Genomic DNA, 25,418 nt, shown 5'->3' on the forward strand with positions numbered 1-25,418 from the left:
ATATGAAAACTCCTTTTTATTTAATGGTCTTTATGACCAGGATAACAAATTAAAATTACATTGAAATGCTACGGTTTAATTTAGCAAGATCAAGATCAGCTTTGTGTGGATTATTAACAATAATCTTGCCGTCTTCAGTTAAACTAAACAAAGCACCTTCTTCTGCTGTACCGAGGATTGGATTTTCAACCATTTGTTCGTTGCGAATACCAACTGCAACACCACCAATGCCCTTTTTAAGAAGGCTGACAGCATGAGCACCCATACGTGAAGCAAGAACACGGTCACGTGCAGTTGGTGAACCACCACGTTGAATATGTCCAAGTTCGGTCACACGAAGATCGCTCACATCACCAGCTTCTTTCAACTTCTTACCAAATTCATCGGCCGACATAACACCTTCTGCCAGAACGATAATGTTATGTTTCTTTCCTTCTTCATAGCCACGTTTGATACTAGCTACGATATCTTCAATCTTGAAGCCTTCTTCGGGAACGATGATTTCATCAGCACCTGTAGCAATACCAGCCCAGAGAGCGATGTCTCCAGCATTGCGTCCCATTACTTCAACAACAAAAGTACGACGGTGACTAGATGATGTGTCACGAATCTTATCAATGGCGTCCATTGCAGTTGTTACAGCAGTATCAAAGCCGATTGTGAAGTCTGTACCAACGATATCATTGTCAATCGTGCCAGGAAGTCCGACAGCTGGGAAGCCATGTTCTGTCAATCGCATAGCACCATGGTAAGAACCGTCACCACCGATAACTACGACTCCTTCAATACCATGTTTTTTAAGTTGCTCAATCCCTTTTAATTGTCCTTCTAATTGGGCAAATTCTGGATAACGAGCTGAGTGAAGGAAAGTACCACCACGTGAAATAATATCTCCAACTGATGCAGCGTCAAGTGGATAGATCTCACCAGCAACCATACCGGCATAACCGTCATAGATACCGTAAACTTCCATTCCTTCTGAAATTGCTTTACGAACAACTGCACGGATAGCAGCATTCATACCAGGGGCATCACCACCACTAGTCAAAACAGCAATACGTTTCATTCATTTGTGCTCCTTTTTCTTTTTACATTCACCCTTGATTATACCACAATCAAAACCAAAATTCTTCTTTTTTCCTAATTTTTTATTGATAAATCGTTTTCATGGTTATTTTTTTCAATTCTTCTTGTAATTTCTCTGATTTTTGAACACGATATTGAGTAATTGCTACTGTTTTTCTTTCATTTTCATATCGAAGAACAACCGGAATATCTCCTCGAAATTGTCGTAAAATAGCGGATATTGCTGCATCGCTTTTATGATCTTCTACTTGTATCCAAAAACGTTCTGTAACAGCTTCCTGCAAATCATTTAAAATCAGCTGCAAACGCTCCTCGCGTTTTTGAACCCGACCGGTCAGATAATAAAAGCCTTTTTCATGCAAACCTTTGCTGAACTGTTTAAAAGCATCTGGAAAGACTGTTACCTCCATTTTTCTTTTAGCATCACTCACTTGTAAGAAGGCCATATTTTCACCCGTTTTGGTACGGATAACACGAATGGACAAAATCTCTACTAAAATCGTTGCATGATTGTTTTCAACCAAGTCTTGAATAGAGGTAAAGGCTTGAGTAGCAGATTTTGCAAGTTTTACCAAGGGATGCTCGCTCAAACCGATACCGATAATTTCTTTTTCTAACTCAAATTTTTCTGCTTCTGTATAATCCTCTGCTTCTGTCCAGCTATAATTTGTATCTGCAAAAAGACTGCCCAGCTCATCTGCAAAGACAAATAAGTTCGGAAGATTTTGTAGGATTTTTTGGCGATTCTTTTCAAATACATCAAATAAACCAACTTGCACTAAAGGAGTTAGTAACTGAACCTTATGATATTGCGTTGGCAACTTCAAAACGAAGTCTTCTACATTTGAAAAAGGACGATTTTCAATAATCCAATAAGCAACATCACGTGGTAAACCTTTGATATTTTTCAGCCCTAAATAAATCTGCTTATCTTGAAACTTATCTCTATAAGGAATGTTATTGATATTTAAAGAAGCAACTTGGAAGTCGAATTCTAGCGCATCTGTGATGTAATCACTGCTTGAATAATTCAGCATAATATCAAAGAAAATATCAGGATAATGTGCCTTAAAATAAGCCAACTGAAAAGCAAGTGCAGAATAGGCATAAGCGTGACTACGGTTGAAGCCATAACCTGCAAACTTTTCCATAACTGCAAATACTTCTTTTGCTTTAGTTTCAGAATGCCCAAGTTCGAGAGCTCCTGTGACAAACTCTGCTTCCATTTTATGCATTTCAACAACATTTTTCTTACCCATAGCACGACGTAAAATGTCAGCTTTTCCGAGTGAAAAGCCCCCAAACCGTTGCGCTACTTGCATTACTTGCTCTTGATAGAGCATAATGCCGTAAGTTGGCGCCAAGATGTCTTCCAAACTTGAGTCCAGCATTTCTATTTTTTCTTGTCCATGCTTTCTTCTGACAAAATTATCTATATAGTCACTAGCTCCTGGACGATTGAGTGAGGTTGTTGCAACCACTTCTTCAAATCGAGCTGGCTGCACTCGCTTCAAAAGGTTAATGGCACCTGCTTGCTCAAATTGAAAAACTCCTTTGGTTCTGCCAGCAGAAAAGAGCTGCAAGGTTGCTGTGTCTTCTAAGTCAATCTTTGCAATATCAATAGCGACACCGTATTTCTCCAAAGCTGCTTCTTTCATTCGTTGGACAAAGGTTAGATTGCGCAAACCAAGGAAGTCCATCTTGAGCAGGCCGTTACTCTCAACACCATGCGCATCGTATTGCGTGATATACATATCTTCCCCATATTTAAGTGGAATGTAATCTGTCAAATCATTGTCACTCATCACGACACCTGCTGCATGGATAGAAGTTTGACGAGGATTTCCTTCGATTTTTTTCGCAATTTCAAAAGCTTTTTGATATTCCAGCTTACTATTGATAATCTGGCGGAAAGACATATTTTTTTCATAAGCAGATGTCAGATTATCACGGAAACTGATTTTACGGGTAATATTGGTCAATTCATACTCTGGAACACCGTAGCGTTTAAAAACATCACGAATCGCTTGCTTAGCTCCAAAGGTCGAATAGGTCACGATTTGAGCTGCATGCATGGTTCCATAGCGATCGCGGACATAGCGGATAAATTCTGGACGATAGACATCAGGAATGTCAATATCAATATCGGGCATAGTATAACGTTCCACATTTAAAAAACGCTCAAAAAGGAGGTTCTTTTCGATAGGATCAATCCCTGTAATCTCTAGCGCATAGGCAACTAGGCTTCCAACGGCAGAACCACGTCCCATGCCCATATAATATCCCTGACTGCGACCAAAGCGTAATAAATCCCAGACAATCAAAAAGTAGTCGTCAAAACCCATTTGGTGGATGACAGACAGCTCTTGCTGCAATCGTTCTTTATAAATCGAACCATTCAGCCCTTTTTTCTCCAAGCCTGCTTCTGCCCGTTCTCGTAGTTCCTTTACCGCTGGTCGTTCTGGATTAAAACGTGGTAATTTCAACTCTGTATTGATTTCGTAATGAATACCTGCAACTAGCTGCTTTAAATTATCCAGACTTTCTGGATAATTTTCTTGAAAGGATTGTGTGAATTGCTCAGGTGATAAGAGATAGTCGTGATTTGGCAAATTTCCAACTTCCCGCAAGCTACTATTTTCACGAATGGCACATAGCATTTGCAAGGTTTCTAAATCCCCTGTATCAAAATAGCGAACTGTCTGCAAAGGCAAGGTTGCATGAGGAAACGTCTGCCTAGGAGTGTCAGGAAATACGCCAATATAAAACTCTCGTCCCAAGTCTAAGGCTTCAATGCCCTCAAACACAGGCACAATAACCGCTATTCCTTCCAATAAATGCTGAAATTCTTCCCACTTGCTTTTTCCTATCATCTTTAAAGTAGAAAGTTTCATTAAATTGCGATAACCTTGACTGTCAAGAGCTAGAAAGCGAAGATTAAGAGGAAGTCCAGCGTAATCCAAGGTCATTTCCACGCCTAAAAGCGGCTGAATTCCTTGCTCGGTCGCCGTTTCCATGAAATGATAAACTCCATAGAGATTGTCAATGTCCATTATCCCTAGAGTTTGATAGCCTAAATTTTTAGCTGTTTCTACATATTTTTTTATAGAAATCAAACTATCCATAAATGTATAAACAGTTTTGGTATCTAATTGAGCAACCACGGCATTCTCCTTTATTTCTTCTCTTTTCTATTATACTAAATTTCTATTTTGCTTGCTGAAGAAAAAATACAGAATTTTTTTCTAAAAACTTGCTATTTTTTTAAAAACATTGTATTATTTAATTAGTACAAAGATACAAAAGAAAGGAGAAATCATGAGTTGGACTTTTGATAATAATCTGCCCATTTATTTACAAATCATGGACAGGATAAAATTACAAATCATCTCCAATCAACTGCAAGCTGGCGAAAGGCTACCTGCCGTCAGAGAATTGGCTGCTGAAGCGGGGGTCAATCCCAATACAATCCAGCGTGCTTTATCTGACTTGGAAAAAGAAGGATTTGTCTATTCTCAACGAACATCAGGACGTTTCGTCACAGATAATCGCGACTTGATTTTAAAAACTCGACAAAAACTTTCTAAGGAGGAAGTGGAGAAATTTGTAAATGGTATGATTCATTTTGGTTATCAGAAAGAAGAATTACCAACAATTGTTGAAGATTATATAAAAGGAGTTTAGGAAATGGTATTACTTGCATTTGAAAATGTCTCAAAATCATACGGCAGCACACCTGCTTTAGAACACATCAATTTTGAAATTGAAGCTGGAAAAATTATCGGCTTACTTGGTCCAAATGGCTCTGGAAAAACAACCATGATAAAACTAATCAATGGACTGCTTCAACCCAATGACGGAAAAATCCTCATCAATGGACTTCAACCGTCTTCAGAAACCAAGAAAATCGTATCTTATTTACCAGATACGACTTACCTAAATGAAAATATGAAAGTCAAAGATGCTTTGCAGTATTTTCAATCTTTCTATGCAGACTTTGAAATAGAGCGTGCACAAGCACTCTTGCAAGATCTTCATATTGACGAAAATCTGGCATTCAAAAAATTATCCAAAGGAAACAAGGAAAAAGTTCAGTTGATTTTGGTCATGAGCCGCCAAGCCAAACTGTATGTTCTGGATGAACCTATTGGAGGGGTTGACCCAGCAGCGCGAGACTACATTCTAAAGACGATTATCAACAATTACTCACCTAGCGCTTCTGTTCTCATTTCAACACATTTGATTTCAGATATTGAACCAATCCTAGATGAAATCATCTTTATTGATAATGGCAAGATTGTTCGACAAGGGAATGTAGATGATATTCGCTATGAGTCTGGTGAATCTATTGACCAGCTCTTCCGCCAAGAATTTAAGGCTTAGAACAAAGGAGATTGACTATGTTTTGGAATTTATTAAAATACGAATTTAAAAATGTGAACAAGTGGTATTTAGGTTTATACGGAATCGTACTGTTTTTATCCGCTAGCATCGGACTTTGTCTTAGACAGTTGGCAAATGGAAGGAACTTTTTCGACCGTTTGCAGTCTTCTACTAATGAAGCAGGGAGTATGACAAGTACTTTCTTCGGTTTTACAATGCTGATTTTCTCAGGTCTCCTTGTGGCACTTGCCATTTCAACACTTTTTCTGATTATTCGTCGCTTTAAAAATAGTGTTTATGAAAGAGAAGGATACTTAACGCTCACTTTACCAGTTAATGAGCATCAAATTATTCTCTCAAAATTGCTCGGTGCTGTTATATGGACGATTCTTAGCACACTTGCATTATTTCTTAGTTTTTTCATCATTGCCCTTATTGTGGGAACTGCTTTTCATACACAATTTGAAATGGGAACATTTGTGCAATTACTCGACAAGCATTTTTGGGAATTTGCTAGTGAACTATTGAAATCATTTGGATACTATCTTGTAGTTCTCATTCCAAATATCCTATTGATTTATCTTTCTATCTCTATCGGTCAACTTTTCCAAGACCACCGCGCTGCTATAGCCTTTCTAGCCTATTTTGGAATTCAATTTGCTCTGATTATTGCTGCTAATCTATATGTTTCAGCCTTCCCATCACTTTCAACTTCTTTAGGTAGTTTGAGCGGAGTCATAACCTCTCTTCTTTTGGGACTTATCTACTATGCCGGAACGTATTACATCCTCAAAAATAAAGTGAATTTGCAGTAGATAACACAAGCTGTAGCAATACTTAGATAAACAATAAAGTCATGAGATTCATCTTACTCATGACTTTTTTATTATGTGACTTTCAGTCCGTCTCGCGGCCTTCGGTGCGAGACAAATAAATAGTTCATCTAAAATTTAGTTTGAAGATTCATCTTTTTCTATCAGATAATCATAAATTTCCTGCACCGTTCCTAGAGCCATAAGCTCCTGCTCCTTGACTGTTTTCTTCAGTTCTTGATAAATATGGCTGTTTTCAATAGCCTTTTTTTCTGCTTTTTTGTTTACTTGCATCACTCCATCTTGAATTGTCACAAAGTCCAGCTCTTCAAATATCTGAATCATCTTGATGAGTAGAATTGGGTCAATCTTGAGATAAGCAGCTAGTTCTTTGAGCTTATAACGAATGTCAAACTCTGGAAATTGATAAATTGTTTTATAGAGTTTTGCAAACTGGTCTCTCGTTCCGAAACCTGTCAGATAATAGGGCTGAGCAATCTCATTTTTAAAGTAAATTGCTTCAAAATGTCCTTGCTGAATGATTACTTTGAGCTGATTTAGGCGTTCAGGCAAGTCATACACCACAACTGCTCTGCTCTTTTCCAAATTAGGAATTTCTTCTGAAAAACGCAGGACGGGCACATTTTCAGGCAAAGGAGCATTTTTACCTCGGATATTAAAGAGCTGAATCCCATTGACCCTAGCATCCACCAGCATAAGCTGGAGACTAGTTTGACCATTCCATTTATTGACCGACAGAGTAACCGCCAGCTCTAAGTTTTTAGTTTGGGAAAATTCTGTTGCAAGATTACCTAGACTAAAAGCTACGACTTCAAAAGCTACATTAGCCTGGGAAATTTTCAGCTTAAGGTGAGTATTTCCCGCCCCCATGGTGCGGGAATTTTCAACCTTAAAATCTTTTAAATAGAAAATAGGCTTTTTATTGTCCATTCCAAAAGGAGCTAACTTTTCAAAGTTTTTGAGAGTCTCTAGTGTCAAATCTGGCAAGGATAATTCCTCATCCAAAAAGAGCTCATTCTTAGTGGACAAATCCACTTGATTATCTTCAATATATGCTACCAAAACCTGACTGAGTGCTTCTAACTTGCTGGCCTCTAGAGTCATCCCAGCTGCCCCTGCATGCCCACCAAAAGCCACAAATAAATCTCGATGAGGGTCTAACGCTTCAAAAATATCAACTGCTTCAATGCTGCGGGCGCTGCCTTTTGCCAAATCATTTTCAATATTCAAGACGATGACCGGCTGGTGTAATTCTTCCAAAAGCCGACCTGCCACAATTCCCAAAACACCTGGATTCCAACCTTCACTAGCTAGAACTTGAACAGGATTATCGGGATCAACCATGGTCTTGGCTTCATCATAAATCTTCTGAACAATCTCTTTGCGCTCTTCATTTTTCTGGTTAATCATAAGGGCAATATCACGTGCTTCTTCCTCATCAAAACCCGTCAAAAGTTCAATAGCAGGATTTGGATCATCAAGTCGACCTAGAGCATTGAGCCTAGGGGCTATCTGAAAACCAACTGTTTCTTCATCCACTTCATTTTCCTGAATACCTGCAATCTTAAAAAGCTCCTGCAAGCCGATTCGTTGAGTGTTTTTGAGGACACTTAGCCCATATTTGACCAGAATACGATTTTCATCCGTTAGGCTGACCATATCTGCGATAGTTCCGATAGCGACTAAATCTAGCAACTCTACTTGCACTTCTTCTAAAAGCGCGGTTGCTAGCTTAAAAGCTACACCGCAGCCAGCTAAATGCTTAAAAGGATATTCAGCTTCCGGATGTTCTGGGTGGACAATTGCATAAGCATCAGGAAGTCCCTCTGGTATAGAATGGTGATCCGTCACAATGACATCCACTCCCATAGACTGAGCTAGTTCGATTGCTTCATGTCCTGCAACTCCATTATCCACTGTAACGATGAGTGAAATTCCCTGATTTTCAATAAAATACTTGTAAACACTCGCGTTAGGACCATAACCGTCTGTAAATCGATTGGGCAAATAGACCTGACACTCTGCTCCAAGTTGTTCTAGTGCTTCTTTAACAATAGAAGCCGAAGTCATGCCATCCGCATCATAATCGCCATAAATCAAGATCTGCTCATAATTTTCAATCGCTTGACGAATGCGCGTCACTGCCTTATCCATATCATGCAGTTCATAAGGATTATGCAGCTGGTCCAAACTAGGCTCTAGAAAATCTCGCAGTGCTTCTTCTGTCTGAATTCCTCTCTGGTAGACCAGATTAGCTACCGAAGCCTCCAAGCCAAGTTTTTTAGCTTTTTTAATAAAACCCTTATCTGAAAAATTTGTGGCAATCTGCCAATCATATTTTGATGTAATCATGCTTTTATCTTTCTGTTACAATATAAAGTCTATTATAACACGAAAAGACTAGCTTTCACTAGCCCAAACCTCCAATTTTATACACAAGCATTTATCTAATAGCTTTTACCTATATAAATTAAACCCGTGCAATTCAAATCCGACAGTTCCCGAAATCCTAAAGAGCGATAAAAGGCTAAATTTTTGTCTGACTGCTCTGTTACTAGCTGAATCTGATAAACATCTGCAAATGTCTCCAGCGTTTGTCGAACCAATTCTCGACCGATACCTTGGCGCTGATAAGACGGGAAAACTAACAAATCCTGAATGAAAACACTAGAAAATCCATCTCCGACTGCTCGAAGGAGACCAACTAACTGTTCCCCATCATAGGCTGATACAGTAAATAGTGAGTGCTGAAATGCTTGTTCTAACATATCTGACCGTTCTGTATAGTTGGTTCAGCTAACAGATTGATAAAGTGGAAGTAAGTCTTCAATTGTAATTTGTCTATTGGCAAAATAACGAATCATTCTTGTCTCCTTTTTGCAGCCAAATGTGCTGAAAAGCCGCAATGTCCCGATAAGGAGACTGTTGACAAACTGCAAGCTCTATCTCCAACATCTTTTCCCGCCAGTCATTAGCAGTCTTCACTGCATTATCTTGCAAGCCATAGAAAATTCGGATTCCTTGATAGTCCTGAACAGTCAGTTCAATGTCAGCTTTTTGTAATAAGTCTGCTATTTCATAATAGGTTGCTTGCCCCATTGTATGTGATTGATAGGACTTACCTGATAATAAATCCAATGCTAAATTTGTATCATTTGCAAACACAACCGTCTGCATAATCCGCCCCACTTCATTATGATTGATGAGAGAAATCTGTCCGCCTTTCTTCAGCAATCTTCTAAATTCAGCTAGGTAAAGAGCTGGTTCATCCACATACTCCAGAACATTGTGACAAATGATAAGGTCAAAACGAGCACTTGGAATTTCCTTCAACAATTCCAGACTGCCTTGTAGTTGATGATAATGAAAATTCTGCTTCCGCTCTGCAACCATCTCGTCATTTGGTTCTATGGCTGTTACCTGATTGTTTTGTGCTAAAAAGTCTGCCACCAAGCCAAAACCACTACCGAAATCCAGCACTTTCTTATTTTTTATATGGGCTAGCTGAGCAAAGAGAATATCATAATAAAGCTTGCCCCAAGGTTGGTTTACAAATTCCTTGTAAGCTATCACATCCATAAATTTCTCCTACTTATAATTAAATATTTTACTAGCTAGTTTGTCACCAATATTTGGAAAAAGTGTGTAAAGTTTGTGGGCTGCTTTCAGCGCAAAAGGCATCGTCAGCTCCCGCTTCTTTTTCCCAAAATTGTCCACAATTTGCTTAGCGACAACATCTGCTTCTAAAATATACTTATCAATTGCCTTAACATAACTACCGTCAGGGTCAGCTTTGTCAAAGAAAGCCGTCTTAATTGGTCCCGGATTAACGGTGGTCACATAGACATTGTATGGCATGAGCTCTAAGCGCAAAGCATTAGAAAAGCCAATTCCAGCAAACTTGGTAGCTGAGTAAAGACTGGATTTGGCACTGGCAATCAGCCCAGCTGTACTAACAAGATTGACAATATGCCCATGACCCGCTTGCTTCATCCGCTCTCCGAAAAGACGAGACAAGTTCATGAGAGCAAATGTATTGACCTCAAACATGGCATGAATATCCTCGTTGCTAATCTTGTCAAATTCCTCAAAAATCCCATAACCAGCATTGTTGACTAGAACATCCACCTGAGCATACTTCTGGTAAATTTCTTCAGTAAAAGCTTCTAAAGCTTTGTAATCCGTAATATCCAACTCAACGAATTCGCAATGCGCATGATTTGAATAAAGTTTTGTTAATTTTTCTTGACTGCGTCCCACTAAAATCAGCTGGTCATTTGGCAACAACTTCACCATTTCCTGAGCCACACCGCTACTAGCTCCTGTAATAACGATTGTTCGCATGTGTTCTCCTTATTTTTCTTCTAAAAAATCCGTTTGATTTTCAACCTCAAAAACAAGCGTTTTTGTATTCAATAGACTAATGCTGCAATGTTTAACGTGGAATAGATTGCTTTTATTCGTCCATTCTATCTGGTTCACTAAATGATAGATAATGTTGATCACTCCACCGTGTGTGACCACAATTTGTGTCTCATCTGAATCGTCATTTTCCTGCAAGAAGCGTTGAAACCAAGTTTTTATCCGTTGATAAAATTCTCTCGGACTTTCTCCATTTGGATAATGCTCGTCCATCGCAAGACTTCTAAAATAAAGACGAGGAAATTTTTGATCAGCTTCACTATTTAACATTCCTGCTAAATCACCATTATTCGTTTCTCGTAAGCTGCTTTCTTTCTCCAACGACAGTTGAAGCGCCTCCACTAAAATTGTTGCAGTTGTCTCAGCTCTTTTTAAATCACTCGTAATAATTTTCGTAAAACGATAGTCTTCTTTGTGTTGGACTAAGTAATCTGCTAACGTTTTTGCTTCTCTTTTCCCATCAGGAAGCAAATCCAGCTGACTCCAGCCACCTCTGTGTTGATCAGAATCTTTCCCATGTCTGACAAATAATATGTTCATGATTTCCTATTTCCTTTAAATTTTAAGAATTATCCTTGCCAAAATTTCATAGTTCTACTTCTTCTAAATCCTTGACCAAGTGAACGTTTTTAAAAATGGAACTGGCATCTTTGCGCATTTGACCAATATCTTTCGACAGAAAGCGTGCGCTAATATGATTGAGAAGGAGGCGCTTGGCACCAGCATCTCTAGCAACTTCTGCTGCCTGCATATTAGTAGAATGCCCGTGATTTTTAGCAATTTTTTCGTCCCCTTTACCATAAGTAGACTCGTGCACCAAAACATCTGCATTAACAGCAAGCCGCACACTGGCATGCGTTTTACGTGTATCTCCCAGAATAGTAATGATCTTGCCAGGTCGCGGAGCTGAAATGTAATCCGCTGCTATAATCTTTGTTCCGTCTTCTAGCACTACATCCTCTCCATTTTTTACCTTACCAAAGAGAGGCCCAAAAGGAAGCCCCGCAGCTTTTAACTTCTCTGCATCCAAGGTTCCCTCTAAGTCTTTCTGCATAATGCGATAACCCACACAAAAAATACTGTGGTCTAGCTTCTCGGCATAAACTGTAAATTTGTCAGTTTCCAAAATTTTCCCTAAACTTTTTTCGTCAAACTCATGAAAATGAATCCGATAAGGCAGGCGAGACCCCGACACACGCAGACTTGTCATGACAAAACTTTTGATGCCAACTGGTCCATAAATCTCCAGATCTGTCTGTTCTTCATTAGCTTGAAATGCTCGACTGGAGAGAAAGCCTGGCAGACCAAAAATATGATCCCCATGCAAATGAGTGATAAAAATTTTTCTAATCTTTCTGGGACGAATCGTTGTCTCTAAAATACGATTCTGAGTTCCTTCGCCACAATCAAACATCCAGATTTCGTTGATTTCATCCAATAATTTCAAAACCAGACTGGATACATTGCGAGCCTTAGACGGCTGACCTGCTCCTGTACCTAAAAATTGTAGTTGCATATTATTCTCTCTATTTTTCCTTAATATAAATCATAGCAGAGCGATTCTGCGAGCGATAGTAAAGCTGACCAGAATAGTCTTGAGCCAACTGGATTAGCTCTTCCTGATTGTACCCTTCCAGTTTCAGGCGACCATCTGCTAGCTTATAAAGATCTGTCAGAGCAGAGAGCGGCTGCTTTTGCACTACTTCTTCAGAAATAGCTGGCATCATCCGAATGACATTTTCTTCTTCATAAACCAGATAGTGAGGAAAAATCTGAGCAATTTCAAAAAGCAGATCAGACTGAATTACCTCTGGACATTCTGGAAAAATCAAACCAATCCCATCTTCGTTTTCAAAGCAGAAACCATAAGACTTACCTGAAAGATTCAGGCGGATAAAAGGTTTTTCCTCATCAAAACTAGGGTGGTCATTAAAAAGGGCTAATTCTTTACTTAATTCTAAAAAATAATCCATTGCAGCTTCCGGACTCTTTTTTTGATAGAGTTCCGAAAAATACGCGTTGATAACACTTGGTGGCGGTGTGATAAAAGTCAACTTTTGCGAATTGGACAGCTTATCTAAAACTTTTTCTAGATAAATACGATCTAAACTCGTAAAGCCACCGTATTTAAGCGCTAAATTGATATAATCAGTCATAAAATTCTTCTAGTCTCCATTTATTTTTTTCTGCTATGTAGCCAGAAATTGTTTCACTTTCTTCCAGATATTCTCGCTTATCAATGATTGCCAGACTTTCCAATTCATGTAACTTATAAGCCTTGCTAGGGCTAACCTTGATCCAAAAAGGGTCAAAAAGCTCTCTCATCTTATTCAACAGAGCCTCCTGCAAAATTGCTCTGCTATCTTCCTCCTTTGCCGAAATCAGGACATAAGGGGTTATCGTTGGAGTAAAGTTCTCTGCCTTATCGGCTTTATTATAGAGGGTCAAACGCGGAATGTCTAGCATATCCAAGTCCTTCATAATCGCCAAGACTGTTTTTTCATGTTCTTCGTGATTAGAGTCACTGGCGTCAATCACATGAACCAAAAGATCCACATTTTTGCTCTCTTCTAGAGTAGAATTGAAGCTAGATACCAATTCCGTCGGCAAATCCTGAATAAAACCAACTGTATCTGTCAATGTCACATTCAGCCTACCAGTCAAATTGACACTTTTAGTTGTCGCATCTAGAGTGGCAAAAAGCTCGTCCGCTTCATATTGACTCTTGTTGGTCAAGGCATTCATAATCGTAGACTTTCCAGCATTAGTGTAACCAATCAGACCGATTTTAAAAACACTAGAATCCAGACGTTTCTCTCGCACAGTTGCGCGGTTTTTCTCTACAATTTTGAGTTGGCGCTCAATATCATGAATCTGATTGCGAACACTACGACGATTGAGTTCCAACTGACTTTCACCAGGACCGCGGGAACCAATTCCCCCAGCCTGACGGCTAAGCATAATCCCCTGCCCGACCAAGCGAGGCAAGAGATATTTGAGTTGAGCCAAGTGAACTTGAAGTTTTCCTTCATGACTTCTAGCTCGCATAGCAAAAATATCCAAAATTAATTGCATGCGATCAATAACCTTGACCCCTAAAATTTCTTCCAAATTGATATTCTGGCGAGGTGTCAGACGATTATTGACAATGACAGTTGAAATCTCATCTGCTTCTACCATATGTTTGATTTCTTCTAATTTTCCAGCACCAACAAAAGTCTTGCTGTCATACTTCTCTCGTTTCTGAGTGTAAGAGGAAACCACCTGAGCGCCAGCAGTCTTGGCTAAACTGGCTAATTCTTCCATAGACATAGAGAAGTTTTCTATTCCCTGCAATTCTACTCCGATGAGGATCACTCGTTCCTGCTGTTTTTCTGTTTCAATCATTCAAAAATTCCTCTATATCCTGCATAATCCGCTCTTTGACATTCGGCTCTGAAACCTGATAAAAAGTAGCATTCATGCGATTTCTGAACCAAGTTAGCTGACGTTTAGCAAAGCGGCGAGTATTTTGTTTAAGTTTATTGATAGCTTCCTCTAAGGTCAACTCCCCAGCAAAGTAGGGGAAAAGTTCCTTGTAGCCAATTCCTTTGCTGGCTTGGACATGTGGATAGTTGTCATAAAGCCACTTCGCCTCTTCTAAAAGTCCAGCCTTTAGCATTAGATCCACTCGCTGATTGATACGCTCATAGAGAACTTCTCGGTCATCGTCCAGACAAATCAGCAGGGCTTCATAGTCAGGCTGTTTGTTTTCAAGTTCATTCCCCAAATGAGCAATTTCCAGCGCTCGCATAGCCCGCCTGCGGTTAATCTGGGGAATTTCCAATCCCAGCTCTGCTATTTTGCCAAATAATTCCTCATCAGCCAAGGTATCTAGTTCAGCTCGATAAGCTAAAATCTCCTCATGAGAAGCTGAACCGCCCAGATGATAGCCCTCCAGCAAGCTTTGAATGTAAAGCCCCGTTCCGCCTGCAATAATCGGCAGTTTCCCTTTTGCTACAATCGTTTTAATAGCAGTTTCTGCCTCCTTTACAAAATCAAAAGCTGAATAAGCTTCACTCACTTCTCGCACATCTATCAAATAATGAGGAATCCCCTCCTGCTCATCTGGAGTGACTTTAGCCGTTCCGATGTTCAGTTTTCTATACACTTGCTGACTATCACCGCTAATAATCTCACCATTTAAACGTTTTGCGAGGTTTATACTGAGAGCCGTTTTTCCGACAGCAGTTGGTCCTACAATTACAATTATCTTGGTTTTCATCTTTTCCCTTGAAAAAAATTTAATTTTTCGTTACTATATATTATAACATAAATAAAGTTCAGAAAAGGAGAAATCTCATGGCTAAAGGATTTGTTAAAGGTGTTGTAACTGGCGTAGCTGGTACTGTTGCTGCTGTTGCAGGTGCAGTTTATACATTCAAGAAAAAAGTGATTGAACCTGAAGAAAAGAAAGCAGCTTTCATCGAAGAAAACCGTAAAAAAGCAGCTCGCAAACGTGTATCACACTAAAAACCATTCATTTCATATAAAAACTCCAATAGATAACTCACTAGAAAAATGAGTATCTGTTGGAGTTTTTTTACACGTTTTTTCTCATACTGCAACGGTCAGTTTTTTATTCATAACGCAAGGATTCGATTGGATCCAATTTAGAAGCCTTATTAGCTGGCAAAATACCGAAAACAATCCCGATAGTTGCAGAAAAGAGCACACTTCCGACAGCAGATACCGTCGTAATGGTTGGAGGAGCTCCGAAAAATGCATCCAAACTATGACCGATAGATGCCACGATAAGAGCTGCTAAAGCAAGCCCAATCAAACCGCCAATCGCTGTCAACACCATTGACTCAATGACAAATTGCATCAAGATATTGCCACGGGTTGCTCCAAGGGCTTTTCGAAGACCGATTTCACGGGTTCGTTCTGTCACTGATACAAGCATAATATTCATAACACCAATACCACCAACGAGAAGTGCTATCCCGGCAATCGCTCCAAAAACCACTTGCACAATGGCAACCTGACTTTGGATAGCAGCCAATTGACTGGCTTGATCAAACATCTGGTACTCGCCTTCTCTCACACCAGACAATTTTGTCATCAAGCGCGCAGCTGCACTTCCGTCTTTCAACACATCATCTAATTTTTTAACATGTACCACGACATTCATAATCTCAGCAACATTGTATTCAGCTGCTAACTGAGTGTTAGCCATTAATAAATTTCCGTTGTTCATATTGGCTAAGCGATTTCGCGTTTCATTCGGATCTTTATAAACCCCAATCACACGGTAATTATTAGATCCCAGCTGGACAATCTGATTGAGCGCCTTATCTGCACCTCCAAAAAGAATATCAGCTAGTTTCGTATCCAGTAATACAACTCTTGCAAATGTTTGATAATCATTTGATTTCAATGTCCGTCCTGCAACGATTTGGTATTTCTTTACCGTAAAGTAAGTGGAATTGATACCCGTTATAGGAATATTATCCGCCTTCTTCTTACCATAATTTACTGTAGCGATTGTGTTATTTGTAACATAATAATTGTCAATTCCGTTAATATCATTAACCGCTTGCTTGACCCAAACTTCTTGGATTTGAGGCTCTTCTTCTGTCGAAACTGTCTCATCACCATTTCCACTTTCAGCATCATCACGCATCTCTTGATACGTCATAACACCGTCACCGTTTTTACTTCTCTTGTGTGAGTAAAATAAGGAAACATCTTGCTGGGCACCACCTAGAACATCTGTGAAAGCATTTGACATACCACTTCCTAGAGCCACAATAACCACAACAGACATAACACCAATGATAATGCCCAACATCGTTAAGAAAGAGCGCATTTTATGCCCCATAATGGAGTTGATTGCAAATTTCCAATTCTGCATCATGCTTCTCCTTTCTTACTGTCTGACGAGATGACACCGTCTCGAATAACGATTTGTCGTTTTGCAAAGGCTGCAATCTCAGGCTCATGAGTGACCATGATAATGGTTTTTCCTTCACGATTTAACTCCGTCAGCAATTCCATAATTTGCTCACCCGTCTTGGTATCCAAGGCTCCCGTCGGCTCATCTGCTAAGATAATGGAGGGATGATTGACCAAGGCACGCGCAATAGCCACTCGTTGCTTTTGACCACCAGAAAGTTCTGACGGCAAATGGTACATCCGCTTTTCCAACTCAACTTTTTTAAGATATTGCTCTGCTAAAGCTTTCCGTTTGGATTGAGAAACCCCTGCATAAATCAAAGGAAGTTCTACATTTTGAAGAGCATTTAATTTTGACAAGAGGAAGAATTGTTGGAAAACGAAGCCAATCTGCTGATTACGCACTTTGGCTAGCTTTTTCTCACTGAGCTTGGCAACTTCTTCACCTTCCAAGTAATATTCGCCACTCGTTGGGCGATCCAACATACCAATAATATTCATCAAGGTTGACTTTCCTGAGCCAGAAGGTCCCATAATCGCAACAAACTCACCTTCTTCAACTTCTAAATGAACATTTTTCAAAACTTGAAGCTCTTGATCTCCGTTGCGGTAACTTTTGCTAACATTTTTTAAATCAATGAGTTTCTTCATACGATTTCACCTCTTGACCGTCTTTCAAGCTATCTGTTGGATTGGTGATAACTTTACTATCTTTTGTCAAACCAGATGAGATTTCTTGATTTTTAGCATCTGCATTTCCCAGTGTTACTTGCACTTTTTTTGCAGTTCCTTTTTCTAATGTCCAAACATAGTTTTTATTATTTTCAGAAACAACACTGCTGACCGGCACTAAAATCCCTCTTGTATTGTTTTTTACTTCAACATTGACGGAAAATCCTTGCTTCAAATCACCAATTTCGCTTGTAATATCTACTGTATAGGGGTATTTTGCTCCTGAATTTGCAGTGCCTGCACCAGCTGCCGCTGCATTTTGACTGTCTTTTGGATAATTTGAGATATAGCTGATTTTCCCAGTCCATTTCTTATCTGGATAGACCTTGGACGTAATCGTCACTTCTTGCCCGACTGAAAGATTTGCCAGATTATACTCTGATAGCTCTCCCTTTACTTGAAGGTTGCCGTTATTGACAATATGAACGAGTGTTTGATTAGTACCTGTCGTAGACTTAGAAACATCACGATTGACTTCTACTACAGTCCCATTATTTGTACTGGTGACAGTCGTTGCATCTAGTAATGCCTGTGCTTTATTGACATTGTCCACAGCATCTGCGCGACTGTCCTGCAAATCGTTTAATTGAGAATCCACCGAACGTTGTGCAGACGCAGTTGTTTTATTATCTGCCGCTTCATCACCCGTCACATCAACAGCTGTTCCATACGTTTTCAAATCATAAATTTGGCGATCAATCTTGTTTAAAGCACGAACAGCAGTATCATATGTAGCTTGTGCTTCAACACTCTTGTATTGAACTAAGGCTTGTCCGGCTGTAACTTGATCTCCAACATTTACAAGAACATTATCCAAATCGCCCTTTGTCCCGTCATAGTAGACATATTGCTCATTGTTAGCCGCAACATTTCCTGACAGCAAAGCAGATGAAGCAACTGACCCTTCTTTTGCTTTCTGCACTTGAATCGTTTCTTCTTTATCTTTATCAGCAGTACTATTACCATTAAACAATAACATCGTACCTATCGCTCCTAAAACGACAACCACAGTTACACCAATCAAGCTGTACAACTGCCACTTTTTCAATTTTTTCATCTCTTTCTCCTCCTGATGAAAACGGTCTATTTTTTATATTATAACACATACGATTAAAAATAAGATAGCATCTATAAGAAATCCTTTACTCTTTTAACATTCATCTACCTTCTTTCTAGTTATTTCATATTGTATTAAATATATAATACAATAATACAATTGAATAATCAAGCCTTTTATCAATTTTTGTAGCAGATTTTTGCAATCATTTTCCAAAAACGTTACAATGATTTCATACTATAGATAAAAGGAGACTCGTATGAGAACATTTGACATCATTGCTATTGGGGGCGGTAGCGGAGGAATTGCAACCATGAATCGTGCTGGAGAACACGGTGCAAAAGCTGCCGTTATTGAAGAAAAGAAATTAGGAGGCACCTGTGTCAACGTCGGCTGTGTTCCTAAAAAAATCATGTGGTATGGTGCCCAAATCGCTGAAGCCATTCAAGATTACGGACCAGACTATGGTTTTACTTCGGATAATCAGCAGTTTGACTTTAAGATGCTTCGGAAAAATCGCGAAGCCTATATTGATCGTGCCCGCAATTCTTACAATAATAGTTTCAATCGAAATGGCGTCGAGCTGATTGAAGGTCGCGCTAAATTCATAGACCGTCATACGGTTGAAGTCAACGGCGAGCTTATCCAAGCCAAGCACATTGTCATCGCAACTGGTGCTCACCCTCATATTCCAGCAGTATCTGGAGCAGAATTCGGCGAAACCTCTGACGATGTTTTTGCATGGGAAGAACTCCCTCAATCCGTTGCCATTCTCGGTGCCGGCTATATCGCAGTTGAACTAGCTGGACTTCTTCATGCTCTGGGTGTAAAAACAGACCTTTTCGTTCGTCGAGATCGTCCTCTCCGCAGCTTTGATTCTTATATCATTGATGGTCTTGTGGAAGAAATGAAGAAATCAGGTCCTACTCTACATACTCACAAAATACCAGAAAAGCTTGAAAAACTTGAAAACGGAGCGATTCGCATTACCTTTGAGGACGGAACGAGCCACACCGCTCAACACGTCATCTGGGCAATTGGGCGAACTGCAAACACCAAAGGGTTGAATTTAGAGGCGGCTGGTATTACCCTAAATTCTCCTGGCTTTATAGCAGTTGACGAATTTCAAAATACAGCAACACCGGGGATTTATGCTCTAGGAGATGTTACAGGCGAAAAAGAATTAACCCCTGTTGCTATCAAAGCAGGTCGTACCTTAGCCGAGCGCTTATTTAATGGAAAAACTGAAGCTAAAATGGATTATTCTAACATTCCAACTGTTGTCTTCTCTCATCCAGCGATTGGAACCGTTGGCTTGACTGAAGAACAGGCAATCCAACAATATGGAGCAGAAAATCTTCATATTTATACCTCTAGTTTCACCTCCATGTATTCAGCTGTCACCCAACACCGACAACAAGCTAAGTTCAAGCTCATTACAACTGGACCAGATGAGAAAGTCATCGGTCTCCACGCTATTGGCTATGGTGTTGATGAAATGATTCAAGGTTTTGCCGTTGCTATTAAAATGGGAGCTACCAAAGCAGATTTTGATGCGACTGTCGCCATTCACCCAACCGGTTCAGAAGAGTTTGTCACCATGCGCTGAGTGTCATAAATGTCTTACTTCCCGAATTTTTCCAACTTTATCTCAATAGTCAGAATTGCAACCATCGCTTCTGACTATTTTAGTTTACACGATAACTTCTTCTCATTCCATAACTTATTCTTTCATTTTATCCGCTAAGAGGCTGGGACAAAAGTCCAACCTCAAATATAAAAAGCGAACAAAACTAGTTTTCTGGTAATCAGAATTCTGCTTTATTCGCTTTTCGCATTTAATTATAGATTTGAAGGGCTTAATAATTAAGATTTTTAAAAATTGAAATCTTTTTGTCCCAAACTCTCCTTTTTCCTGTGATTTTTAGTTGATAAAGAGGTGAATTTTGTTATGATAATCTCAAAGCTATTTTACGAGGAGGTGCTTTTATGCAAAAAACTAAAACAATTCTTGTAACTGTCCTACTTATTTTCTTAAATGTCTTTGGACTAATTGCATTTTTGATATTATTCCTTCGCAGTAAAAATAAAAGAAAAGCAATATCGCGGAAAAAGTAACCACTTTGACAAAAAGGTAAATTCAGTCTTTCACCTTTTTATTTAACCCTTGACATTTTTCTTATTTATTTTATAATAGTTACCATATTACAAAATAAAGGGTTACAATTATGAAAAAATCATTTACACTTATTTTGCCAGCAATTGGCGCAGCTTTGATAGCCGTTTTTGCTCAAATTACCATTCCTATCGGTCCGGTACCTTTTGCTCTGCAAAATATGGCAATTGGCTTAGTGGCTACTATTTTTCATCGAAAAGAAGCTCTATTAGCAGTCGCTCTTTATCTTCTCTTAGGCGCTATCGGTCTGCCTGTCTTTGCAGGAGGAAACGGTGGATTTCAAGCACTTGTTGGTCCAAATGCAGGTTATCTCTGGTTTTATTTGTTCTACGCCCTAGTAACAGCTAGTCTAACTTCCAAAAATAGTAGCTTTTTGACGATATTCTTATCAAATCTACTCGGAGATGCTTTTGTTTTTGTCGGCGGTGTTCTTGGTTTAATGTTATTAGCAAGATTTAGCTTAGATAAAGCTATCACTGTTGGAATTATTCCTTTTATCCTACCAGATTTCATAAAACTCATCGTAATTAGTCTTGTTACTATTCCTATTTTTAAAAATTTAAAAAACCATCCTTACTTTAAGCTAATAAAATAAATATTGTACAAACAGTCTTAAAACTCGCTCATAGCATTATTTTTATATGACTCAAAAACTTTTTGCATTTTGTTCTTAACAAAAATGACTGATAGTCATATAATATTTTATAAAAATGCCCAGCGGTCACAAAAGGAGTTCACTATGCCTATTAGAAAAGCAATCCCAAGCGATATTCCAGTACTCAATCATCTTTTAGAGCAAGTCTTGCTTGTTCATCATAAAGTCCGACCAGATATTTTCAAAGAGAGTGGTCGCAAATTCAACGATGAAGAGTTGAAAACACTGATGTCTCAGGAAAATACACCAATCTTTGTCTTTGAAAATGAAGAAGGAAAAATCTTAGGTCATCTCTTTTGCATCATTAAAGAACCACAAAGTCTCGCACAAACACCTATCAAAACGCTTTTTATTGAAGACCTTTGCGTTGATGAAAATGCTCGTGGTCAAAAAATTGGTGAGCAGCTCTGCCATTTTGCAGAAGAATTTGCCCAAGAAATTGGCTGTTACAACTTAACCCTCGATGTATGGAATGATAATGTCGCTGCCTTGCGCTTTTATGAACGTTTAGATCTAAAGCCCCAACAAACAATCATGGAAAAAATTTTAAAGAAATAGGAAAAGTGCATGAGTAAGAGAGAAAACAACTGCAATACGAAAAACGTGACTAGCCACAACCAAACAATAAGACTGCCCAAAATATTTTTGACTCTTTCTGCAGAAGAAACTACTAAAGGAGCTTTTTATAATGATTTCAAGAAAAATCTACTAAATACAAAAAACGGTTTAAGCCGTTTTTTTATACTCAATTCCAGCCGATTTTATGATAAAATTCCCTCTAAATTTACAATTATTTCTCTTAATTCTTTTTCAAGAATTTCAGGACTAGCAGTGATGCTCATTAGTAGAGTATTTAAAGATTGCTCAAATTGATTAGGAAGAAGGCTTGCATGAGCTTTTGCATACGACATCATTCTCTTTTCGCCGGGGTGGGTCAATTCATTAACTGCAAAAATAATGTCAAAATAGGATTCTAAAAAAGCTGTAACACGGTGATTAACGCTAACAAAGTCTTTTCGTTTTGCTGCTTTTAAAATCTGCGTATCGTAGGACGGCAAATGTCCGGTTAACAAATTAAAATTTCGTGAAATGATGTTGTCTTTTAATTTTTGAGGAAAAGGAACGTCAAACCGTTTTTTCAATTTTCCTAACTCTCCATTGGAATCATAAAGAACCTTGCAGGTTTTTAAATTGTGCCAGAAGCAGGTGGTGTAGCCATTTCCTGCTCGGCACTTTTCGACGACATTTTCAATATCTATCGCAAAATCACGAATGTTCCGATAAAGAATATCAATATCAATGCCATTATTTAAGGTACAGTCGTCTTCCAATTCCCAAAATTGATTGCTTATTTCCATATAAGAACAATATTGGGTCAAAATCAACTTCCGACTGTCTTCATCTGGAATGCTCGTGCAGTAAATATATAAATCATAGTCCGAAGTCTCATCATAAGTTTCTCCGCTACGAGATCCGCCTAAAGCAATCGCTGTCACTTCTGGTAAATTGGAAAATGCTTTCCAAAGTTGTGTAAAAACTGTCATTTTCTCCTCCGATATAAAACTTTTCCTTATTATACATTATATTGCTACAAGAAAAAACTCCTAAACTTCAATTTAGGAGCTTTTCATGTCTTACCGCACTTCTGCACCAATCGTTACTTCAAGAGACTTTTGGATTTTTTCCATATAACGAGCTACTTCCTCATCTTCCAGAGTATCCTCTGGATTTTGGAAAGTTAAGGTGTAAGCCATTGATTTCATGCCGAGTCCCAGTTTTTCACCTGAGAAGACGTCAAATAATTTGATATCTGTCAAGCGTTTCACACCAGCAGCCTCAATAGCTTCAACGACTTCTTTGTGACTGATTTCTGCTTTCAGAAGCAGTGCTATATCACGTGTTACAGCTGGGAATTTGGTAATTTCTACAAATGGTTTTGCTGGTTGAATTACTTGTTCAATCGCTGTCAAGTTGATTTCTGCTACATACGTTTCTGGGATATTATAATCCTTAGCAGTTACTGGATGAACTTGACCAACAAAGCCAATGACTTGTCCGTCCAGCAAAATGGCTGCTGTACGTCCCGGATGCATGCTGGCTAATGCTTGCGTCACTGTGTATTCTACTTTCAGTCCTAGGCGGTCAAACAGTGCTTCCAGAACTCCTTTTGCATAAAAGAAATCAACTGGTACAGCTGGAGTTTGAAAATCCTTTTCAGTAACCAAACCTGTCAAAGCAAAGGCAAAGCTGTTGATTTCAGTTGGCAATTCTTCCTGTGGATTCCCCTTTTGCTCGAAGACTTTTCCGATTTCATATAGAGCTAAGTCCTTATTTTTACGTGCCACATTATAGGCAACGGTATCCAAAATGCCAGCTACCATATTTTGACGAAGGACACTACGATCTACTGTCATAGGCCACATTAACTCTGTCAAGTTACTTGGGTTGGTGCTGAATTGCACAGCTTTTTCAGGAGTGGTCAAAGCATAGGTGATAACTTCTGTCAGACCAGCACCTTCTGCTACTGTGCGAACCTTGCGGCGGAGTTTTTGGGTTTCTGTCAATTCACCAGCTGTTCCGTCATCTTTAGGCAAGGTTGCTGGTAATTTATCATAACCATAGATACGCGCAATCTCCTCATAAAGGTCTGCTTCAATATGAATGTCCCAACGACGGCGTGGTACGCTGACTGTGAATTCCTCTGCATTGCCAGTAAAACCAAAACCAAGACGGCGGAAAACATCTTCAATATCTGTATAAGTTAATTCCGTTCCAAGTACACGATTGACATCTGCCAATGTTGAAACAACTTCAACATCTGATGTGTCCACTTGACCCGCTGAGACGATACCGGCTTGTACCGTTGCACCTGCAAGATCTGCAATCATACTAGCCGCAGCATCTAGAGCTTCTGTTACTGTCGCTAGGTTAATTCCTTTTTCAAAACGAGAAGATGATTCTGAACGAAGATTGAGACGCCCGCTAGTTTTACGAATGGAGGTTCCGTCAAAAACTGCTGCTTCAAGCACTACACGGCTTGATTGAGGAGAAATTTCCGTTGCAGCTCCACCCATGACACCAGCAAGAGCGACTGGCTTATCTGCTACCGCAATCACAAGATCGCTCGTTTCTAATTCGCGCTCTTCATCATCAAGAGTTACTAATTTTTCACCCGCATGCGCTTCGCGCACCACAATTTGATTGCCCTTAAAAGTATCTAAATCAAAGGCGTGCATTGGTTGACCAAAGTAAAGCAAAATATAATTTGTCACATCTACTACATTGTTGATAGGACGAATTCCTGCATTCATCAGCAAATTTTGAAGCCATTGCGGACTTGGAGCAATGGTTACATTTTCCAAAATACGCGCTGCATAAAAAGACGCCTTATCCGTTTCAATCGCAACAGAGAGTTGTTCTGCAGCTTGCTCTTGTGCTTCTAACAACGGAAAATCTTTAAAATGAACTGACTTGTCGTAGATAGCTGCTACCTCATACGCTACTCCACGCATTGAAAGCGCATCTGCACGGTTCGGTGTGATAGAAAGCTCAATAATTTCATCATCTAAGTCAAGGTAAGGAAAAACGGAATCCCCCGGCACAGCTTCTTCTGGCAGGATTTGAATGCCATCGGAAAATTCTTTTGGAACAACCGAGTCCGAAATGCCTAATTCTCCAAGAGAACAAATCATTCCAAGGGATTCTAAACCACGGATTTTTCCTTTTTTAATCTTATAATTATCTGCAATACGAGCTCCTGGAAGAGCTACCATAACCTTGATTCCTGCTCGTATATTTGGAGCACCGCAAACGATTTGTCGAAGCGCTTCTTCTCCAACATTCACTTGACAGACATGGAGATGTGTTTCAGCTACATCTTCACAGCTAATCACTTCACCAACTACAATTTTTGACAATCCCTCAGCAGGAGAGCTGACCCCTTCTACTTCAATCCCTGTCGTTGACATTTTTTCAGCTAATTCTTCACTTAGCACATCAACATCAACTAGTTCTTTTAACCATTTATAACTTACTAGCATAATTCATCTATATGAGTGCATAGAAATCTTTGAGAACTATTGTTTCTGCTCAAAAATTTTGCCTCATATTACTTCCTTTCTTTTTGAGGCTGGGACA

22 protein-coding genes and 1 pseudogene are annotated in these 25,418 nt (G+C 39.2%); 7 read left to right on the top strand and 16 right to left on the bottom strand.

The genetic code is table 11. The features are described 5' to 3' along the window. Nucleotides 1–55: 55 nt before the first annotated feature. Complete coding sequence (pfkA, locus tag EL087_RS05255) at nt 56–1,066, bottom strand: 6-phosphofructokinase (protein WP_049512150.1); 1,011 nt, start codon at nt 1,064–1,066, stop codon at nt 56–58. A gap of 82 nt (nt 1,067–1,148) precedes the next feature. Beyond that, the gene (locus EL087_RS05260) at nt 1,149–4,250 is read right to left on the bottom strand and encodes a DNA polymerase III subunit alpha (protein WP_126407251.1); all 3,102 of its coding nucleotides are present in this window, start codon (nt 4,248–4,250) and stop codon (nt 1,149–1,151) included. A gap of 154 nt (nt 4,251–4,404) precedes the next feature. On the opposite strand from EL087_RS05260, the gene EL087_RS05265 reads away from it, so the two are divergent. The 3 genes from EL087_RS05265 to EL087_RS05275 are packed head-to-tail and all read left to right on the top strand — an operon-like array spanning nt 4,405 to nt 6,284. Further along, complete coding sequence (locus tag EL087_RS05265; RefSeq protein WP_049512147.1) at nt 4,405–4,770, top strand: GntR family transcriptional regulator; 366 nt, start codon at nt 4,405–4,407, stop codon at nt 4,768–4,770. Nucleotides 4,771–4,773: 3 nt separating this feature from the next. Next, the gene (locus tag EL087_RS05270; RefSeq protein WP_003042057.1) at nt 4,774–5,469 is read left to right on the top strand and encodes an ABC transporter ATP-binding protein; all 696 of its coding nucleotides are present in this window, start codon (nt 4,774–4,776) and stop codon (nt 5,467–5,469) included. Between the two features lie 17 nt (nt 5,470–5,486). Next, nucleotides 5,487–6,284 carry an ABC transporter ATP-binding protein gene (locus EL087_RS05275; protein WP_126407253.1) on the top strand — a complete coding sequence of 266 codons (798 nt, stop codon included), beginning with the start codon at nt 5,487–5,489 and terminating at the stop codon, nt 6,282–6,284. Between the two features lie 135 nt (nt 6,285–6,419). On the opposite strand, the gene recJ is transcribed toward EL087_RS05275, so the two are convergent. From recJ to miaA, 9 genes and pseudogenes are all read right to left on the bottom strand, one after another. Beyond that, a complete protein-coding gene (gene recJ, locus EL087_RS05280; RefSeq protein ID WP_126407255.1) occupies nt 6,420–8,654 on the bottom strand; it encodes a single-stranded-DNA-specific exonuclease RecJ in 2,235 nt (744 codons plus the stop codon). A 95-nt stretch (nt 8,655–8,749) separates the two neighbouring features. Next, nucleotides 8,750–9,166, bottom strand: a pseudogene (locus EL087_RS05285) (GNAT family N-acetyltransferase). After that, entirely contained in the window at nt 9,144–9,881 is a 738-nt protein-coding gene (locus EL087_RS05290) for a class I SAM-dependent methyltransferase (RefSeq protein WP_126407257.1), read from the bottom strand. The pseudogene EL087_RS05285 and the gene EL087_RS05290 overlap by 23 nt, the downstream one beginning before the upstream one ends. Nucleotides 9,882–9,890: 9 nt before the next feature. Next, complete coding sequence (locus tag EL087_RS05295; RefSeq protein ID WP_126407259.1) at nt 9,891–10,646, bottom strand: SDR family NAD(P)-dependent oxidoreductase; 756 nt, start codon at nt 10,644–10,646, stop codon at nt 9,891–9,893. Between the two features lie 9 nt (nt 10,647–10,655). Continuing rightward, a complete protein-coding gene (locus EL087_RS05300; protein WP_126407261.1) occupies nt 10,656–11,264 on the bottom strand; it encodes a histidine phosphatase family protein in 609 nt (202 codons plus the stop codon). 46 nt (nt 11,265–11,310) lie between these two features. After that, nucleotides 11,311–12,240, bottom strand: a complete 930-nt coding sequence (gene rnz / locus EL087_RS05305; RefSeq protein WP_126407263.1) for a ribonuclease Z — start codon at nt 12,238–12,240, stop codon at nt 11,311–11,313. A 10-nt stretch (nt 12,241–12,250) separates the two neighbouring features. Then, on the bottom strand, nt 12,251–12,880 hold the full coding sequence (locus tag EL087_RS05310) for a cystathionine beta-lyase (RefSeq protein ID WP_126407265.1): 630 nt from the start codon (nt 12,878–12,880) through the stop codon (nt 12,251–12,253). Next, entirely contained in the window at nt 12,873–14,111 is a 1,239-nt protein-coding gene (hflX, locus tag EL087_RS05315) for a GTPase HflX (RefSeq protein WP_126407268.1), read from the bottom strand. The genes EL087_RS05310 and hflX overlap by 8 nt, the downstream gene beginning before the upstream one ends. Further along, nucleotides 14,104–14,988: a tRNA (adenosine(37)-N6)-dimethylallyltransferase MiaA gene (miaA, locus tag EL087_RS05320; RefSeq protein ID WP_106388397.1), complete on the bottom strand. Its 885-nt coding sequence runs from the start codon at nt 14,986–14,988 to the stop codon at nt 14,104–14,106. The genes hflX and miaA overlap by 8 nt, the downstream gene beginning before the upstream one ends. A 77-nt stretch (nt 14,989–15,065) precedes the next feature. Here miaA and EL087_RS05325 point away from each other — a divergent pair, with 77 nt between their 5' ends. Then, on the top strand, nt 15,066–15,236 hold the full coding sequence (locus tag EL087_RS05325; RefSeq protein ID WP_003024081.1) for a DUF3042 family protein: 171 nt from the start codon (nt 15,066–15,068) through the stop codon (nt 15,234–15,236). A 106-nt stretch (nt 15,237–15,342) separates the two neighbouring features. Here the strand turns inward: EL087_RS05325 and EL087_RS05330 are convergent, their stop codons facing one another. From EL087_RS05330 to EL087_RS05340, 3 genes are read right to left on the bottom strand one after another with little or no spacing between them, the layout of a single operon-like run. Continuing rightward, the gene (locus EL087_RS05330) at nt 15,343–16,620 is read right to left on the bottom strand and encodes an ABC transporter permease (RefSeq protein ID WP_126407270.1); all 1,278 of its coding nucleotides are present in this window, start codon (nt 16,618–16,620) and stop codon (nt 15,343–15,345) included. Then, nucleotides 16,620–17,312 (bottom strand): ABC transporter ATP-binding protein, encoded by a 693-nt coding sequence (locus EL087_RS05335; RefSeq protein WP_126407272.1) that lies wholly within the window; start codon nt 17,310–17,312, stop codon nt 16,620–16,622. Before EL087_RS05335 ends, EL087_RS05330 begins: the two co-directional genes overlap by 1 nt. Then, the gene (locus tag EL087_RS05340) at nt 17,296–18,450 is read right to left on the bottom strand and encodes an efflux RND transporter periplasmic adaptor subunit (protein WP_126407274.1); all 1,155 of its coding nucleotides are present in this window, start codon (nt 18,448–18,450) and stop codon (nt 17,296–17,298) included. Before EL087_RS05340 ends, EL087_RS05335 begins: the two co-directional genes overlap by 17 nt. A 259-nt stretch (nt 18,451–18,709) precedes the next feature. Between EL087_RS05340 and gorA the strand changes: the two genes are divergently transcribed. The 3 genes from gorA to EL087_RS05355 all read left to right on the top strand — a co-directional run bounded on the left by gorA (nt 18,710) and on the right by EL087_RS05355 (nt 21,839). After that, entirely contained in the window at nt 18,710–20,059 is a 1,350-nt protein-coding gene (gene gorA, locus EL087_RS05345; RefSeq protein ID WP_126407277.1) for a glutathione-disulfide reductase, read from the top strand. Nucleotides 20,060–20,678: 619 nt separating this feature from the next. Then, nucleotides 20,679–21,221 (top strand): biotin transporter BioY, encoded by a 543-nt coding sequence (locus EL087_RS05350; protein WP_126407279.1) that lies wholly within the window; start codon nt 20,679–20,681, stop codon nt 21,219–21,221. A 144-nt stretch (nt 21,222–21,365) separates the two neighbouring features. Then, the gene (locus EL087_RS05355) at nt 21,366–21,839 is read left to right on the top strand and encodes a GNAT family N-acetyltransferase (protein WP_126407281.1); all 474 of its coding nucleotides are present in this window, start codon (nt 21,366–21,368) and stop codon (nt 21,837–21,839) included. A 203-nt stretch (nt 21,840–22,042) separates the two neighbouring features. Here EL087_RS05355 and EL087_RS05360 read toward each other — a convergent pair whose 3' ends face one another. Together EL087_RS05360 and pheT are read right to left on the bottom strand one after the other, a co-directional pair. Continuing rightward, complete coding sequence (locus EL087_RS05360) at nt 22,043–22,825, bottom strand: nucleotidyltransferase domain-containing protein (protein ID WP_126407283.1); 783 nt, start codon at nt 22,823–22,825, stop codon at nt 22,043–22,045. A 90-nt stretch (nt 22,826–22,915) separates the two neighbouring features. Beyond that, a complete protein-coding gene (gene pheT / locus EL087_RS05365; RefSeq protein WP_126407285.1) occupies nt 22,916–25,321 on the bottom strand; it encodes a phenylalanine--tRNA ligase subunit beta in 2,406 nt (801 codons plus the stop codon). Between the last annotated feature and the right edge of the window lie 97 nt (nt 25,322–25,418).

The organism is Streptococcus milleri (assembly GCF_900636525.1).
Classification (GTDB): Bacteria; Bacillota; Bacilli; order Lactobacillales; family Streptococcaceae; genus Streptococcus; species Streptococcus hominis.